Below are 15,696 nucleotides of genomic sequence, written 5' to 3'. Positions count from 1 at the left end.
CTCAGCCGACGGTGAACCGGACCCGACGCTCCGCCACCGACGCCTCGCGCAGCGTCGCGCGCACCGGGTCGCCGAGCGGGAGGTCCGCACCCTCGACCGGAGCCCGGACCGCGGGGTCGGAGAGGACGACCTGCCCGCGCCGCGCACCCGCAGCGTCGCCGCCCTCCCGCTCGACGCGCCGCCCGCGCTCCCGGTCGTCCTCGACGTCGACGACGACGCCGTCGAACTGCTCCCCCTCGCGCCCGCTGAGCAGCGCCGCCTCGACGACGTCCACGATCGCGCGCTCGTACGAGCCCGCGCGCTGGCCCGTCCGCGCCATCGTGCGGGGCAGGCCGGGCAGCGCGTCGAGCACCCAGCGCGGCACGTCCTCGCCCGCGCACAGGGCGAGGCAGACCTCCGTGCCGTAGCGGTCCACGAGCCGGCGCAGCGGCGCCGTGACGTGGGCGTACTCCGCGCCGATCGCGGCGTGCGCGGCGTCGTCGGGCACCCCGGGCTCCTGCCCCGTCCCTCCGAACGCCTCGTACGACGCGCCGCGGAAGAGCGACGTCGCCTCGTTGAGGAAGGCCGCGTGGCGCGGCACGCGCGAGTCGAGGGTCGGCACGAGGTCGGCGTACGCCGTCTCGCGCGGCCAGTCGATGCCGAGCGCGCGCGCCGTGCGGCGCAGGCGCGCGAGGTCGCGCGGGTCGGCCTCGGGCAGCGCCCGGAAGACGCCGACCCCGCCCGCGCGCATGAGGCGCGCCGCCGCGATCCCCGTGAGCAGCGAGATCTGGGCGTTCCAGCCCTCCGCCGGGAGGGTCGAGCGGAACTCGAGGCCGAACGACCCGTCGTCGCGCGTGACGATCTCCTGCTCCGGGACCTCGAGCGACACTCCCCCGCGCTCCCGCTCGAGCGCGAGCCGCAGCTCGCCCACCTCGCGGAGCAGCAGGAGCGTGGCACCCACCGCGTCCTCGGCCCCGCCCGCGTCGATCGCGGCCTGGGCCTCGTCGTAGGTGAGGCGTCGCGTCGACCGCACGACGGCGCGGCGCACCGTCGCGTCGAGGATCTCGCCGCGCGCGTCGAGCACGACGCGCCACGCCGCCGCGGGGCGCTCCTGGTCCGGCAGGAGGCTCGCCGCGCCCTCGGAGAGCACGGCGGGGTGGAGCGGGGTGCGGCCGTCGGGCGCGTAGAGCGTCGTCCCGCGCTCGTGCACCTCGGCGTCGATCGCCCGGCCCGGCGCGACGAACGCGCCGACGTCGGCGATGGCGTAGTGCACGACGAACGCCGCGCCGGCGGGATCCGCCGGGTCGTCCCCGGCGCGCTCGAGGTGGAGCGCCTGGTCGAGGTCCATCGACCCGGGCGGGTCGATCGTCACGAACGGGACGTCGCGCAGGTCGACGCGGCCGTCGCCGAGGACGGCGCCGCCATCCCGGACGACCGCCTCCGCCTCGGCGAGCACCTCGACGGGGAACGACTCCGGGACCTCCATCTCACGGCGCAGCGCCGCGAGCGCGTCGGTCACCGTGGCGACCGGGTCCACGGGGGGCATCGGGGCGGGGGGCTCGGCGGGGCGCACCAGGCGCAGCTGACGGGCGGGCACGAGCCCGACCCTACCCACCCGCGACTTGGCCGTCTCCCGCCCGATCGCCTACGGGGCCGTCACGACCTCCGGGTCGGAGACGACGGCGCGCGCAGGAGGGCGCGCGGGCCAGGGCGTCCGACAGACCTGGCCCGCGCGGCGGGTACGCGTCACCACCGACGCGTACGGCTGGAGGCGGCACCCGCCGCCCGGATCGAGCGGGCGACGGGTGCGCCGGTCTCACATCCCGCGCGTCCCGAACCGGTCGCGCGCGGCGTCGTCGCCCGAGCCCGCCGCGGCCGCCGCGAGCTCGCGGCGCACCTCCTCACGGAGCTTCCCGTGGTTCCGAGGTTCCGGCGCCGCGCCGAGGAGCAGCTTGGTGTAGTCGTGCTGCGGGTCGAGGATCACCTGGTCCGACGGCCCGCGCTCGACGACGTTCCCCCGGAACATCACGAGGATCTCGTCGCTGAAGTGCCGTGCGGTCGCGAGGTCGTGCGTGATGTAGAGGACCCCCAGGTTCTCCTCGCGCTGCAGCCGCGCGAGCAGGTTGAGCACCCCGAGCCGGATCGACACGTCGAGCATCGACACCGGCTCGTCCGCCACGAGAAACCGTGCACCCGGCGCGAGGGCCCGGGCGATCGCGACGCGCTGGCGCTGCCCGCCCGACATCTCGTGCGGCTGCTTGGCCGCGAACACCGGCGCCGGGGTGAGGTTCACGCGCTCCAGGAGCTCGTGGACCCGCGCGTCGATCGCCTGACGCCCGCGGGCGACCTTGTGCAGGCGCAGCGGCCGCTCGAGGTGGTGGGCCACCGTGTGGAACGGGTTGAGCGAGGCGAACGGGTCCTGGAACACCATCTGCACGTCGTGCCGGTAGGCGTCGAGCCCGCGTCCGCGGGTCGCGGACGGCGTGCCGTCCAGCAGGATCTCGCCCGACGTCGGCGTCTCGAGCTGGGCGATCATGCGCGCCACCGTCGACTTGCCCGAGCCGGACTCGCCGACGACCGCGATCGTCTTGCCGGGCTCCAGCGTGAACGACACGTCGTTCACCGCGCGCAGGCGCGTGCGGCGCAGCCCCTTGCGGATCGAGAAGTCCTTGACCAGGTTGCGGACCTCGAGGGTGCTCATGCGTGCGGTCCTTCCTGGTTCTCGCCGGTGCCCTCGCCCGTGCGGACGAACGAGCCACGGTCGCCCGTGAGGCTCGGGAACGAGCCCAGCAGGCGCCGCGTGTAGGGGTGCTGGGCGTCCTCGAAGATCGACTCCGCCGTGTCGATCTCGACGATCTCGCCGCGCAGCATCACCGCGATGCGGTCGCTGATCTCCAGCAGGAGCGGGAGGTCGTGCGTGATGAAGACGACGGCGAACCCGAGCTGCTCGCGCAGCCGCATGATCTCCCGCAGGATCCCGCGCTGGACGACGACGTCGAGCGCCGTCGTCGGCTCGTCCATGATCATGACCTGCGGGTTGAGCGCGAGCGCCATCGCGATCATGACGCGCTGCCGCATGCCGCCCGAGAGCTCGTGCGCGTAGCTGTCGAGACGCAGCGGGTCGACGCCCACGAGCTCGAGGAGCTCCGCGGAACGGGTCGCCCGCTCCTTGCGCGCCATCTCCGGCCGGTGGGTCTTGAGCACGTCCCCGAGCTGGTCGCGCACGCTGATGACCGGGTTGAGCGAGTTCATCGCGCCCTGGAACACCATCGAGACCTTGTCCCAGCGGAACGCGCGCAACGCGTCCCCCGAGAGCGCGACGACGTCGACGTCGTCGCCGCCCTGGTCGTGGAACGTCACCGACCCGGACGTGAGGAGGGCCGGGGGCTTGAGGAGGCGGTTGAGCCCGTAGGCGAGCGTGGTCTTGCCGCAGCCCGACTCCCCGGCGAGACCGAGGATCTCGCCACGGTGCAGCGTGAGCGACACGTCCTTCACGGCATGGACGACCGGCTCGACCTCGTAGTCGATCGAGACGTTCCGCGCGGTGAGCACCGGCTCCTTGCCGACGAGGTAGGCGGTGTGGCGCTCGCTGGTGAGCGGCTCGGCGGCCGTGGTCGTGGCGGTCATGCGCCCACCGTCTCCTTCGCGTCGTCGGTGTCGGTGTCCGTGCCGTCAGGGTCGCTGTCGGTGCCGCCGGCGGTGTCCGGTCCGGTGCCGGCGGGGTCCGCGTCCACGGCGAGGCCGGCCTTGCGGGCCTTGCGCACGCTCTTCACGGCCGCCGGCCCCAGGCGCAGGCGGGGGTTGATGATCTCGTCCAGGCTGAAGTTGATGAGCGCGAGCCCGCAGCCGAAGAGGGCGATGAGCAGGCCGGGCGGGACGAACCACCACCACATGCCGAGGCTCAGCGCGTTGTTGGCGCTCGCCTGGTTGAGGATCGTGCCCCACGTGATCGAGCCGGAGGGTCCCAGCCCGAGGAACGAGAGCCCCGCCTCCGCGAGGATCGCGAGCAGCACCGCGCCGAGGAACTGGGCCGTGAGGAGCGGCAGGAGGTTGGGGAAGATCTCCACGAGGATGATCCGCGGCGTCTTCTCCCCCGCGACGCGTGCCGCGGACACGTAGTCGCGGGCACGCAGCGACTTCGCCTGCATCCGGAGCACGATCGCCGCACCCGGCCACGCCGTCAGCCCGAGGATCACCGCGACGATGAGGAGCGAGCGCGTCTGCAGGTACGCCGAGATGACGATGATCAGCGGCAGGCCCGGGATGACGAGCATGATGTTCGTGACGAGCGAGAGGGCCTCGTCGGTGAACCGCCCGCGGTACCCCGCGACGATGCCGAACACGATCGACAGCACGAGCGCGATCGCGCCGGCGACGAGGCCGACCATGAGCGAGCCCTGCCCGCCGTACGCCACCTGGGCGAAGATGTCGTTGCCGATGTGGTTGGTGCCGAGCAGGTGCTCGGCGCTCGGCGGCAGGAACCGCGCGTTCGCCGTCGAGCGCGGGTCCTGCGTGAAGAACGGCGCGACGAACGTGAACAGCAGGATGCCGGCCACGAGGACGATCCCCGCGGTGAGCTTGCCGGACCGGCGCGGGAGCATCGCGCGCAGGCCACGGCGGGCGGGCGCGGCAGGGGCGTCCTGGTCGAGCGCCGCGGGGACGTCCCGCACGTCCGGGACGATCCCCTCGGTCGTCGTCGCCGGCGCGAGGCCGTCGGCGACGACCGTGGCCACGGGTGCCGCGTCGGCGGCGGGGGTCACGATCTCCGTGTCGCGGGTGTTGTCAGACATTGGCGCGCGCCCTCGGGTCGATGAATCCGTAGATGATGTCCATGAGGAAGTTCGCGGCGAGCACGGCGAGCGTGATGACGAGGAACGTGCCCTGCATGAGCGCGAAGTCGCTCGCCTGGACCGCGTTGAACAGGAGCTTGCCCAGGCCCGGGTAGCTGAAGACCTGCTCCATGACGACCGACCCGGCCACGACGAACCCGAGCGCGACGCCGAACCCGGCGAACGACGGGAGCGCGGCGTTGCGGGTCGCGTAGGTGATCGCCACGCGCATGCGGCGCAGGCCCTTGGCCTCGGCCGTCGTGACGTAGTCCTCGGACAGCGTGGACACCATCATGTTGCGCATCCCGAGCAGCCAGCCCCCCACCGACGAGAGCACGATCGTCAGCGCGGGCAGGAACCCGTGGTAGATCACGCTGCCGACGAACGCCCACGACCACTCCGGTCCGTTGTCGAAGCCGAAGATGTCGTAGCTGCCGATCCGCGGGAACCATCCGGTCGAGACCGAGAAGACCGAGACGAGGATGAGGGCGAGCCAGAAGTAGGGCACCGCCTGGAGCAGGGTCGACGCGGGGATGATGCTGTCCACCCACGTGCCGCGCTTCCAGCCGGCCCACGCCCCCAGCCCGACACCCAGGACGAACGAGATGATCGTCGCGAGTCCCACGAGCCCGACCGTCCAGGGGAGGGCCTGGCCGATCAGCTCGGTGACGGGCTGGGGGTAGTACGTGATGGAGATCCCGAGATCTCCCTGGAACAGGCGCCCCCAGTAGTCCACGTACTGGTCCCACAGGGAGGCGTCGCCGTCCGCGCCGAAGAGGAGGTCGATGCTGTTCTGCATCTGGGGCGTCAGCTCGCCGCCCTTGCGCAGGAACTTGTCGATGAAGATCTGCTTGGGGTCACCAGGCATGAGCTTCGGGATGAGGAAGTTCAGCGAGACCGCTGCCCAGAGGGTGATCACGTAGAACGTGATCCGTCGTGCGTAGTACCTCATGATGCGTGTCCCTCGTTCCCCGTTCCTCCTCCTCGGCGCGGTCGCATCAGCTCGCCGGCTCGAGCTTCGAGAGCACGACGCCCAGCGAGACCGTGCTCCACGACGGCGGGAAGGCGTAGAGGTCGTCCTCGGTCGGCCAGCCCGTGAAGTCCTTCGTGTCCATGAACGTCTGCGAGGCGTTCACGACCACCGGGATGTAGGGCAGGTCACGGACGATCTCCTCCTGGATGATCGCGTACTGCTCCTGCTTCGCGGCCTCGTCGTTCGTCGAGGCGGCCGCCTCGACCGCGGCGTCGACCGTGGGGTTGGTGTAGCGCACGTAGTTGAAGAGGCCGGACTCCATGACCTCGCCGACCGGACGCGTGTAGTCCGTCGTCATCCACTGGCGGTAGATGCTGAACGGGTCGTCCAGCGACGGGCCCGTGATGCCCCCGACCATGAGCTGGTAGGTGCCCGCGACGCGCGCGTCCGACATCTCCTGCTGCGTGATCTTGTTGTGGACGATCGAGATGCCGGCGGCCTTCGCCTGCTCGACGAGCAGGTCGCCGACCGCGTTGTAGTCGTTCCAGCCGTCGACCGTGATGAGGGTCATCTCGACCTTCTGGCCGTCCTTCTCGTAGATGCCGTCCGCGCCCTTGGTGTAGCCGGCGTCCTCGAGGACCTTCGACGCGGCCGCGGCGTCGGCCGTCTGCGGGCTCTCCGCCTCGACGTCGGGCGAGATCCAGCGGTCGTCGCGGCCGAGCAGCGCGAACGTCGGGGACGCGGTCGCGGCGAGGCCGGCGAACGCCTTCTCGTTGATCTCGGTGCGGTCCATGGCGAGGTTGATCGCCTGGCGCACCGCGACGTCGGTCTGCGGGCCCGTGCAGCCGAGGTCGACCGACACGCACGTGTAGATCGTCGTCGGGTCCTGCGGCGTGTTGATCATGCTCAGGCGCCCGTCCGCGGTGATGCGGTCGGGGTCGGCCACGAACATGGCCGTCCAGTCGACCTTGCCCGTCGTCATGAGGTCCTCGGCGCTCTGGTTCTGGTCGATGCCGAGGTAGCGGACCTTCTTGACCTTGGGCGCGCCGGCCCAGTAGTCCTCGTTCGCGACGACCGTGTAGGCGGCCTCGGTGACGGCGTCGGCCTTGTACGGGCCGGTGCCGACCGGGTTCTCGTTGGCGAACGTCACGAGGTCGTCGACCTCGGACCAGATGTGCTCCGGCACGACGAGCGACGTACCGAGGAGCTGGACCTCGGACGTGAACTGCGGGGAGTCGAACGTCCACTTCACGGTGTACGGGTCGACGGCCTCGACCGAGACGACGAAGTCGCGCTTGGCGGCCTCGTTGGTGTGCGAGAACACGACGTCGTCGGCGTCGAAGTCCTCGCCGTCGGTCCACTTGACGCCCTCGCGGAGCTTCACCGTCAGCTCGGTGCCGTCCTCGGACCACTCGAAGGACTCGCCGAGACGGGGCTCGGGGTCGCTGGCCTGCGCCTTGTTGTAGTAGAAGAGCGGCTCGTAGATCGCGCCGTTGGCCGCGTGCAGCGGGTTCGGCGAGTACGGGTTGAAGTTCGCGACGATCGGCGTCTGCGTACCGGCCCACACGTTGAGCGTGCGCCCACCGTCGGCGGTCTCGTCGCCGTCGCCGTTCCCGGAGCCGGAGCAGCCCGTCGCCATCAGGGTCACGCCGGTCACGAGCGCAACCGCCGTGAGCAGACGCTTGCGCGCCGTGCTTCGAATCATCATCGGTCCTTTCGCGTGGACGACGCGTCGTCGCGTCGTTCGTCGTGGCGCCCGGAGGCGTGTGGCAGGAACACTAACTAATCGATCCCGCGCCGCTCCCTAATACGACAGGAAAGTTACCTAACTGAGACATGAGCCGTCGACGCGGACCCAGGACGACGACGGCCGACCCCCGCGTGGGCGGGGGCCGGCCGTCGAGACGCCGTCCCGTGGACGGCTCGCGCGCGCCGGAGCGCGGGGGCGAGCGGGGCCGTCAGCGCGTGGCGTCGAGCGCCGCGCGCGCGGCCGCGGCGACCTCCGGGTCCGTGACCTCGTAGCCGGCGTCCCCGCCGCCCCCGGGCCCGGCGTCGTCCGCGACGACCCGCTTCGCGGAGAGGTGCACGGCGTCCACGCCGGCGGCCACGAGCGCGCCGACGTCCTGAGGCCGCACGCCCCCACCCGCCATGACCTCGACGCGGCCGCCCTGGGGTCCGCGGGCGTGCACCGACATGGCGCGCAGGCGGTCGACGCCGTCGATGCTGCGAGAGGCGCCGCCCGACGTGAGCACGCGCCGCACGCCGACGCCCGCGAGCGCGTCGAGCGCTGCGAGCGGGTCGGCCACGACGTCGACCGCCCGGTGGAACGTCACCTCGCGGCCGTCGGCGGCCTCGACGAGGGCGCGCACGGCGGCGACGTCCACGACGCCGTCCGGGGTCAGGGCGCCCACCACGACGCCCGCCGCACCCGCCGCGACCGCGGCCCGGACGTCGCGGACCTGCACGTCGAGGTCGGCTGCCGAGAGGACGAACCCTCCCGGGCGCGGACGCACGAGGACGTGCACCTCCACGGGTGCACGTCCTGCGGCGTCGGCGGCCGCCACGACGGCCGCCTCGACGAGACCGGCGCTCGGCGTGAGCCCGCCGGTCGCGCCCAGTCCGACGCACAGCTCGACCCGCCGAGCGCCCACGGACGCGGCCACCCGCACGCCCTCGGGATCCTGCACCGCGAGCTCGAGCACGACGTCACGGCTCGCGCGCACGGCGGGGCCCTCGGGGTCGGTGGTCGTCACTGCGTTCTCCCGTCGTCCGGTCCGACGGCCGTCGCGTCGCGCGGCGTGCGCGACGGCGGCCGTCGGCCAGGGTAGACGACGGTCAGATGACGCCGAGCGCGAGGATCGCGTCGGCGACCTTGGTGAAGCCCGCGATGTTGGCGCCGAGCACGTAGTTGCCGGGCGCGCCGTACTCGTCGGCCGTCTCGACGCACCGGTCGTGGATGCCCGCCATGATCTGCGCGAGCCGCTCCTCCGTGTACTCGAACGACCACGCGTCGCGCGACGCGTTCTGCTGCATCTCGAGCGCCGAGGTCGCGACACCGCCCGCGTTCGCGGCCTTGCCGGGCGCGAACAGCACGCCCGCCTCCTGGAGGAGCGCGACGGCGGAGGGCGTCGTCGGCATGTTGGCGCCCTCGGCGACCGCGACGACGCCGTTCGCGACGAGCTGCTTGGCCGCACCCTCGTCGAGCTCGTTCTGCGTCGCGCACGGCAGCGCGACGTCGCACGGCACGTCCCAGATGGAGCCGTCGGTGACGACGCGCGCCCCGGGTCGACGAGCCGCGTAGTCGGCGACGCGGCCGCGCTCGACCTCCTTGATCTGGCGCAGCAGGTCGAGGTCGACACCCGCCTCGTCGACGACGTAGCCGGAGGAGTCGGAGAAGGCGACGACGTTCGCGCCGAGCTGCTGCGCCTTGGCGGTCGCGTAGATCGCGACGTTGCCCGAGCCCGAGACCACGACGCGCCGGCCGTCGAGGTCCTGCCCGCGCGTCTCCAGCATGCTCTGCGCGAAGAGCACGGTGCCGTAGCCCGTCGCCTCGGTGCGCACGAGCGAACCGCCCCAGGAGATGCCCTTGCCCGTGAGGACGCCGGACTCGTAGCGGTTGGTGATGCGCTTGTACTGCCCGAACAGGTACCCGATCTCACGACCGCCCACGCCGATGTCGCCGGCCGGGACGTCGGTGTTCTCGCCGATGTGCCGGTAGAGCTCGGTCATGAACGACTGGCAGAACCGCATGACCTCGCCGTCGGAGCGGCCGCGGGGGTCGAAGTCCGACCCGCCCTTGCCGCCGCCGATCGGCATGCCCGTGAGCGAGTTCTTGAAGATCTGCTCGAAGCCGAGGAACTTCACGATCCCGAGGTAGACCGACGGGTGGAACCGCAGGCCGCCCTTGTACGGGCCGAGCGCGGAGTTGAACTCGACGCGGAAGCCGCGGTTGATCTGCACGCGGCCCGTGTCGTCCACCCACGGGACCCGGAAGATGATCTGGCGCTCGGGCTCGCACACGCGCTCGAGGACGGCCGCCTCGACGTAGCGCGGGTGCTTGCGCAGCACGGGGCCGAGCGAGTCGAAGACCTCGCGCACGGCCTGGTGGAACTCGGCCTCGCCGGGGTTGCGACGCAGGACCTCGTCGTAGACGGACTGCAGTCGGCTGTCCATGGGCTCTCCTCGTCTGGGCGGACGGAAACTCCTGCTGACGGTACGCCTGTGCCAGAAGTTCCCGTACCGCCGTCTCACTCCCTGCGCATCTCGTCGGGCCTCGCACGGGCCTCGCACCGGCCTCGCACCCGTCGTGCCCGGGCTCCGGCACGGCTCCCCGGGCACGTCGTGGGCCCGTCGTGGGCACGGCCGCAGGTACCCCCGGACGACACAACCGTCCACCCACTGAGAAACCCGACTACTTCGGTGCGGTTTTCGCGGGGCCGTTGCTATACCCGTCCCCAGGTCACGAGCACCAGCGCCAAGCCCCGGCTCGCTGGTCGGCAACCCCCTGTCACGGCGGGGTGCTCCGGGAGATGACCAGGCCGCGCGCGACCGGCCCCGCACCCGCGGGACGGCCGCGCGGCAAGCGTGATCGACGACTACTGCGAGGTACACATGACCCACCGCTCCCCCTCCTCGACGGTCCTCGCCGTCTCCGGCAACCCGCGCCCCGGCTCACGGACGCTGGACGCGGCCGAGACCGTGGCGCACCGTGTCGCGAGCCTCCTCGGCACGACCGACGTCGCGACGATCGACCTCGCGGCCTTCGCCGCCGAGATCCTCGGTCCCGAGCGCCCCGCGGCGGACGCCGCGCGCGACCGGCTGGCCACGGCGACCGTCGCCGTCGTGGCGACGCCGGTCTACAAGGCGTCGTACACCGGGCTCCTCAAGGCGTTCCTCGACCTCTACGGCCCGGACGGGCTCGCGGGCGTCGTCGTCGTGCCGCTCGTCGTGTCGGGCAACCCCGCCCACGCGCTCGTCGGCGAGGTGCACCTGCGGCCCGTGCTCGTCGAGCTCGGCGCCGTCGTCCCGACCCGCTCCCTCACGGTCACCGAGCCACAGCTCGCGGACCTGGGCCCGGTCGTGGACGCGTGGCTCGCCCGCGAGGGCGACGCCCTCCGTCGCGCCGCGACGCCCCTCCCCACGGACGGCCCGGCGCCCGCAGACCACGCCGTCGCCGACGCGTTCGCGGGGGTGGCCCGATGACCGCCGAGCTCACCCACCTGGAGGCCCTCCTGGCGGAGCAGGACGAGCCGCAGCTCTCCCCCGACGAGTACAAGGCCGTGTTCCGCGGCCACCCCGCGGGCGTCGCCGTGATCGCGCTCGAGCACGACGGCCGCCTCGTCGGGTTCACCGCGACGTCGGTCATCTCCGTCTCGGCCGCACCGCCGCTGCTCGCGTTCTCGCTCGCGTCGACGTCGTCGTCGTGGCCCGCCGTGTCGGCGGCACGGACGCTCGCGGTGAGCTTCCTCGCCGACCACCAGGACGACGTCTCGGCGCGCTTCGCCACGAGCGGCATCGACCGGTTCGCCGACGGCGGCTGGTCGCGCCTCGGCACCGGGGAACCCGTCATCGACGGGGCCCTCTCGTGGGTCCGGGGCCGCGTGGTACAGCGCACGCCGGTGGGCGACTCCTACCTCGTCTCGCTGCGAGCGCTCGCGTCGAGCGTCGGCACGGGTGCGGGCCCCCGGCGCGACGAGGTGGCCGGCACCCCGTCGCCGCTCGTCTACCACGACCGCACGTACCACCGGATCGGGGACCACTCGGCGCTCTGAGAGCGAACCCAGCAGCCCCTCGCCCGTCCCGTGCCGCCCCTCACGGGCGGACCGGTCACCAGCTCCAGCCGCGCGCGCTCAGCTCGAGCTCCTCGCGGAACCGCTCGTCGTCGCCCGTGCGGAAGCCGGCCCGCAGCGGAGCGTCCTCGACCGAGAGACCCGTGAGCCGGCACGCCTCCCGGAGCAAGGCGTCGTAGGCGCCCTGGACCGCGAGGTAGTGGTGGGCACGGGCGTAGACGTCCGGGTCCGCCTCGATGCGCCGCATCTCCGCCGCGAGCTCGCTCAGCCGCACCTGGAGCGCGAGCGTGGCGAGCGGGTCGGGGGGCGTCGGGCGGCGGCGCAGCAGGTGCGGTCGGCCGGTCGTCCGGTGGCTCGGGGGTCGGCCGGCGCGGCGCAGCACCCACCACACGGCGGCGACCGTGCACGCCGCCGCGCACCAGACCATCAGCAGCCACGACATCGGAGCCGACCTCTGCGCGAGAGACCACAAGACACCTCCAGTCTAGGTCCGCACGCCGCCGCGAGCCATGGGTCGCGCGCACCATCCCCTGGACGACCGCGCCGCCGTACGATGCCGACGACGGCGCGCGACGACGCGGGTCAGGGCGACGAGGGGGCGACCGATGGCGACAGCACGACGGCTGCGGAGGACCGCGTTCCGCGGCCAGCTCTGGGCAGCGCTCGTGCTCCCGCTGTGCTTCGTGGCCGGTGCCGTCGCCGCGGGCGGCGGACTGCTCCTGGCAGGGTTCGTGGTCGCGGCGATCCCGGTCGCCGGCCTGCTCGCGCTCGCTCCCCTGCTAGGGACGTGGGTCGGGCGCATGCGATCCGCCGACGACGTCCCGCTCCCCTACGCCGTCGTGACCGTCGCGCTGTGGATCGTGGCGATCCCCGTCGGGTTCCTCCTGGCCTTCACCCAGCCGGTGCCGGTGGACGTCCCCGTGCCTGCGGGGTACGCCGCCGCGGAGGCCGCGAGCGCCGTCGTCGCCCCCGCGGTCCCGCTGCTCTGGGTCGCCCAGCTCGTCCTGGCGCTCGTCGGCGTCCGGGCGCGCCGTCCGGGCGCACCCGACGGCGTCGCGCGGACCTCGCCGACGGGGCCGGCAACCGGCTCAGAACGGCACGGCATGGGTGCGTGACGCGGTGCCGCCGGTGCGCGTGGCGGGAGCGGTGAGACCCCGCGCGTCGAGCAGCGGGCGGACGCCCTCCGCGAACCAGTACGCCTCCTCGAGGTGCGGGTAGCCCGAGAGGACGAGCTCGTCGAACCCGGCCGCGCGGTACTCCTCGACCAGGTCGGCGACCTCCTCGTGGCTGCCGACGAGCGCCGTCCCGGCGCCGCCGCGCACGAGCCCCACGCCTGCCCACAGCCCGGGGTGTATCTCCAGGTCCCGCGCGCGCCGGGTGGCCGCGAGGTCACCGCCGCCGTGGAGCGCGACCATGCGCTGCTGCCCGACCGACCCGGACGAGCCCAGGAGCCGCTGGGCGCCCACGATCTGCTCGGGCGTGAGGTCGTCGAGGAACCGCTGCGCGACGTCCCACGCGTCGGCCGACCGGTCGCGCGTGATGACGTGCAGGCGCACCCCGAAGCGGATCGTGCGTCCCTGCGCGACGGCGAGCTCGCGCACGCGCTCGATCTTCTCGCGCGCCTGCGCGGGCGGCTCGCCCCACGTGAGGTAGACGTCGGCCTGGGCCGCCGCGACGGGCAGCGCGGCCTCCGACGATCCGCCGAAGAAGATCTCGGGGCGCGGGTCCGGCGGCGCGGACGTCCGGGCGTCGGCGATCCGGTAGTGCGTGCCCTCGTACGAGAGCGGCGCCTCCTCCCACACGCCGCGCACGACCTCGAGGAACTCGCGCGTGCGGTCGTACCGCTCGTCGTGCTCGAGCCAGTCGCCGAACCTGCGCATCTCGTTCTCGTCGCCGCCCGTGACGACGTTGAGGAGCAGCCGTCCACCGGACAGGCGCTGGAAGGTCGCGGCCATCTGCGCCGCGAGCGTCGGCGAGACGAGGCCCGGGCGGAACGCGACGAGGAACTTCAGCCGCTCCGTGCTGCGGATCAGCGCGGACGTGACGAGCCACGCGTCCTCGCACCACGTCCCCGTCGGTGTGAGCACGCCCTCGTAGCCGAGGCGGTCGGCAGCGACCGCGACCTGCTCCAGGTAGTCGAGCGACGGCGCGCGGAACCCGGTCGCCCGGCCGGGCGTGTCCTTCGCGTGCGCGCCGTCGACGATCCCGCGTGCGTCGCCCGACGTCGGCAGGAACCAGTGCACGGCGAGCGGGCGGCGGGCGGCCGCCTCGTCGGGCGGGGACGCGGGTGTCGCGGGCTCGGCCGCTGCGTCGGCGCTCATCCCGCGAGCAGGTCGGGCTGCGGGTGGCGGACGCCCTGCACGGCCCCGCGCGGGATGGCCGCTCCGATCGCCGCGACGTCGTCCGGGGTGAGCTCGACCGATGCGGCCGCGACGTTCTGCTCGAGGTACGCGAGGCGCTTGGTGCCGGGGATCGGGACGATGTCGTCACCTTGGGCGAGGAGCCACGCGAGCGCGAGCTGCGCCGTCGTGACGCCACGCTCGGCGGCGAGCTGTTCGAGCGAGCGGACCAGGCCGCGGTTGTGCTCGAACGCCTCGCCGGCGTAGCGGGCGTGGGAGCGGCGCACGTCGTCCTCGGCAAAGCCGTCGGTCGCGTCCACGGTGCCCGTGAGGATGCCGCGGCCCAAGGGCGAGAAGGGCACGAACCCGATGCCGAGCTCGCGCAGCACGGGCAGCACCTCGTCCTCCGGGTCGCGCGTCCACAGGGAGTACTCGCTCTGCACGGCGGTGATCGGGTGCACCGCGTGCGCGCGGCGCACGGTGGCCGCCGAGGGCTCCGAGAGCCCGATCGTCCGGACCTTGCCCGCCTCGACGAGCTCCGCGAGCGCCCCGACGGTCTCCTCGATCGGGACCTGCGGGTCGATGCGGTGCAGGTAGTACAGGTCGAGCCGGTCGGTACCGAGGCGGCGCAGGCTCGCGTCGACCGCCGAGCGCACGTACTCGGGGCGCCCGTCGACCCGGCGGCCGTCGGGGTGGCCACCGGGCGGCGGCAGTCCGAACTTCGACGCGAGGACGATCTCGTCCCGGTGGGCGCCCAGCACGCGACCGATGAGCTCCTCGTTGCGCCCGTGGCCGTAGACGTCGGCGGTGTCGACGAGCGTGACGCCGAGCTCGAGCGCCCGGCGCAGCACGGCCTCCGCCTCGACGGCGTCCGCGGGTCCGTACGCGTCCGTGACGGACATGCCGCCGAACCCGAGGGCGGAGACGGTGAGCGCGGCGTCGCCCGTACCGAGCGTGCGTGCGGTCGGGCGTGCGGGGGCGGGAGCGGCGGGGTGACGGTCGTCGGTCATGCCGCCAGCGGACCACCGCGAGCGCCCCGCGGCAAGAGCGAGGGCCGGTCCTCTCACCTGGCGAGCAGACGTGACGAGTCTCGTCGCGGCGGGTGCCGCCGGCGTGTCACCGCAGGTCAGGCACGCCTGTCCTTGCTGGCGGGGACGGGGAATGGCGCCTAGTCTGGAATCGTTCAAGAGAACGAGTCACGAGTCGGCACCGACGGAAGCCGGGTGACCGCCGCACGTTCCGGGAGACCCCCGAGAGAGCGAGGAGCACCATGTCCGCACCCACCATCCACCGCGCCACCGCCCGCTTCGAGGCGTCGGAGGCGCTCCGCTCGCACCTCCAGCGCGTGCTCGTCGCGCTCGTCGACCTGCACGTCCAGGGCAAGCAGGCTCACTGGAACGTCACGGGCCGCGGGTTCCGCGACCTGCACCTCCAGCTCGACGACGTCGTGGACGTCGCGCGCGAGCACAGCGACACCGTCGCCGAGCGCATGCGCGCGCTCCAGGTCGTGCCCGACGGCCGCACCGAGACCGTCGCGACCACGACGGACCTCTCCCCGTACCCGGCCGGCCTCGTGTCCGTCGGCGACACGGTCGACGCGATCGTCGAGCGCATCGCCCAGACCGTCGAGGTCGTGCGCGAGGTGCACGACGCCGTCGACGCCGAGGACCCGACGACCGCCGACATCCTGCACGAGATCATCGCCGACCTGGAGAAGCAGGCCTGGTTCCTCTCGTCGGAGAACCGCGAGGCCTGATGCAGCCCGGCCCCGCGAGGGAGAGCCGCAG

The 15,696-nt window shown here is 73.1% G+C and carries 15 protein-coding genes and 1 riboswitch; of the genes, 4 read left to right on the top strand and 11 right to left on the bottom strand.

Translation table 11 applies throughout. The features are described 5' to 3' along the window. Position 1: 1 nt before the first annotated feature. The 8 genes from ABRQ22_RS16485 to gdhA all read right to left on the bottom strand — a co-directional run bounded on the left by ABRQ22_RS16485 (position 2) and on the right by gdhA (position 9,954). Complete coding sequence (locus ABRQ22_RS16485; protein ID WP_353707502.1) at positions 2 to 1,576, bottom strand: RNB domain-containing ribonuclease; 1,575 nt, start codon at positions 1,574 to 1,576, stop codon at positions 2 to 4. A gap of 219 nt (positions 1,577 to 1,795) precedes the next feature. Next, positions 1,796 to 2,680, bottom strand: coding sequence for an ATP-binding cassette domain-containing protein (locus ABRQ22_RS16480; RefSeq protein ID WP_253055221.1), 885 nt, complete (start codon positions 2,678 to 2,680; stop codon positions 1,796 to 1,798). Next, complete coding sequence (locus ABRQ22_RS16475) at positions 2,677 to 3,606, bottom strand: ABC transporter ATP-binding protein (protein ID WP_353707501.1); 930 nt, start codon at positions 3,604 to 3,606, stop codon at positions 2,677 to 2,679. The genes ABRQ22_RS16480 and ABRQ22_RS16475 overlap by 4 nt, the downstream gene beginning before the upstream one ends. Next, positions 3,603 to 4,769 carry an ABC transporter permease gene (locus ABRQ22_RS16470; RefSeq protein ID WP_253055219.1) on the bottom strand — a complete coding sequence of 389 codons (1,167 nt, stop codon included), beginning with the start codon at positions 4,767 to 4,769 and terminating at the stop codon, positions 3,603 to 3,605. The genes ABRQ22_RS16475 and ABRQ22_RS16470 overlap by 4 nt, the downstream gene beginning before the upstream one ends. Next, positions 4,762 to 5,760: an ABC transporter permease gene (locus ABRQ22_RS16465; RefSeq protein ID WP_047231353.1), complete on the bottom strand. Its 999-nt coding sequence runs from the start codon at positions 5,758 to 5,760 to the stop codon at positions 4,762 to 4,764. The genes ABRQ22_RS16470 and ABRQ22_RS16465 overlap by 8 nt, the downstream gene beginning before the upstream one ends. A 46-nt stretch (positions 5,761 to 5,806) precedes the next feature. Beyond that, on the bottom strand, positions 5,807 to 7,486 hold the full coding sequence (locus ABRQ22_RS16460) for an ABC transporter substrate-binding protein (protein WP_353707500.1): 1,680 nt from the start codon (positions 7,484 to 7,486) through the stop codon (positions 5,807 to 5,809). A 253-nt stretch (positions 7,487 to 7,739) separates the two neighbouring features. Continuing rightward, the gene (locus tag ABRQ22_RS16455) at positions 7,740 to 8,534 is read right to left on the bottom strand and encodes a copper homeostasis protein CutC (protein WP_353707499.1); all 795 of its coding nucleotides are present in this window, start codon (positions 8,532 to 8,534) and stop codon (positions 7,740 to 7,742) included. A gap of 82 nt (positions 8,535 to 8,616) precedes the next feature. Beyond that, on the bottom strand, positions 8,617 to 9,954 hold the full coding sequence (gdhA, locus tag ABRQ22_RS16450; RefSeq protein ID WP_353707498.1) for an NADP-specific glutamate dehydrogenase: 1,338 nt from the start codon (positions 9,952 to 9,954) through the stop codon (positions 8,617 to 8,619). Positions 9,955 to 10,238: 284 nt separating this feature from the next. Continuing rightward, positions 10,239 to 10,372, top strand: a riboswitch (SAM riboswitch). Between the two features lie 20 nt (positions 10,373 to 10,392). Here gdhA and ABRQ22_RS16445 point away from each other — a divergent pair. Together ABRQ22_RS16445 and ABRQ22_RS16440 are read left to right on the top strand one after the other, a co-directional pair. Next, positions 10,393 to 10,983 carry an NAD(P)H-dependent oxidoreductase gene (locus ABRQ22_RS16445; protein WP_353707497.1) on the top strand — a complete coding sequence of 197 codons (591 nt, stop codon included), beginning with the start codon at positions 10,393 to 10,395 and terminating at the stop codon, positions 10,981 to 10,983. Continuing rightward, a complete protein-coding gene (locus ABRQ22_RS16440; protein ID WP_253055214.1) occupies positions 10,980 to 11,552 on the top strand; it encodes a flavin reductase family protein in 573 nt (190 codons plus the stop codon). Before ABRQ22_RS16445 ends, ABRQ22_RS16440 begins: the two co-directional genes overlap by 4 nt. Before the next feature lie 55 nt (positions 11,553 to 11,607). Here the strand turns inward: ABRQ22_RS16440 and ABRQ22_RS16435 are convergent, their stop codons facing one another. After that, the gene (locus ABRQ22_RS16435) at positions 11,608 to 12,012 is read right to left on the bottom strand and encodes a hypothetical protein (protein WP_353707496.1); all 405 of its coding nucleotides are present in this window, start codon (positions 12,010 to 12,012) and stop codon (positions 11,608 to 11,610) included. A gap of 163 nt (positions 12,013 to 12,175) precedes the next feature. On the opposite strand from ABRQ22_RS16435, the gene ABRQ22_RS16430 reads away from it, so the two are divergent. Next, entirely contained in the window at positions 12,176 to 12,685 is a 510-nt protein-coding gene (locus ABRQ22_RS16430) for a hypothetical protein (protein ID WP_353707495.1), read from the top strand. Here ABRQ22_RS16430 and ABRQ22_RS16425 read toward each other — a convergent pair. Continuing rightward, a complete protein-coding gene (locus ABRQ22_RS16425; RefSeq protein ID WP_353707494.1) occupies positions 12,659 to 13,891 on the bottom strand; it encodes an LLM class flavin-dependent oxidoreductase in 1,233 nt (410 codons plus the stop codon). The genes ABRQ22_RS16430 and ABRQ22_RS16425 overlap by 27 nt on opposite strands. Next, the gene (locus ABRQ22_RS16420) at positions 13,888 to 14,919 is read right to left on the bottom strand and encodes an aldo/keto reductase (protein WP_353707493.1); all 1,032 of its coding nucleotides are present in this window, start codon (positions 14,917 to 14,919) and stop codon (positions 13,888 to 13,890) included. Before ABRQ22_RS16420 ends, ABRQ22_RS16425 begins: the two co-directional genes overlap by 4 nt. Before the next feature lie 260 nt (positions 14,920 to 15,179). On the opposite strand from ABRQ22_RS16420, the gene ABRQ22_RS16415 reads away from it, so the two are divergent. Next, on the top strand, positions 15,180 to 15,665 hold the full coding sequence (locus ABRQ22_RS16415; protein WP_253055203.1) for a DNA starvation/stationary phase protection protein: 486 nt from the start codon (positions 15,180 to 15,182) through the stop codon (positions 15,663 to 15,665). Positions 15,666 to 15,696 lie beyond the last annotated feature (31 nt).

This window comes from Cellulosimicrobium sp. ES-005 (assembly GCF_040448685.1).
GTDB classification, from domain to species: Bacteria; Actinomycetota; Actinomycetes; order Actinomycetales; family Cellulomonadaceae; genus Cellulosimicrobium; species Cellulosimicrobium cellulans_G.
Note: the sequence above shows the minus strand (reverse complement) of the source record. Positions and strands in the feature narration are given on the sequence as shown.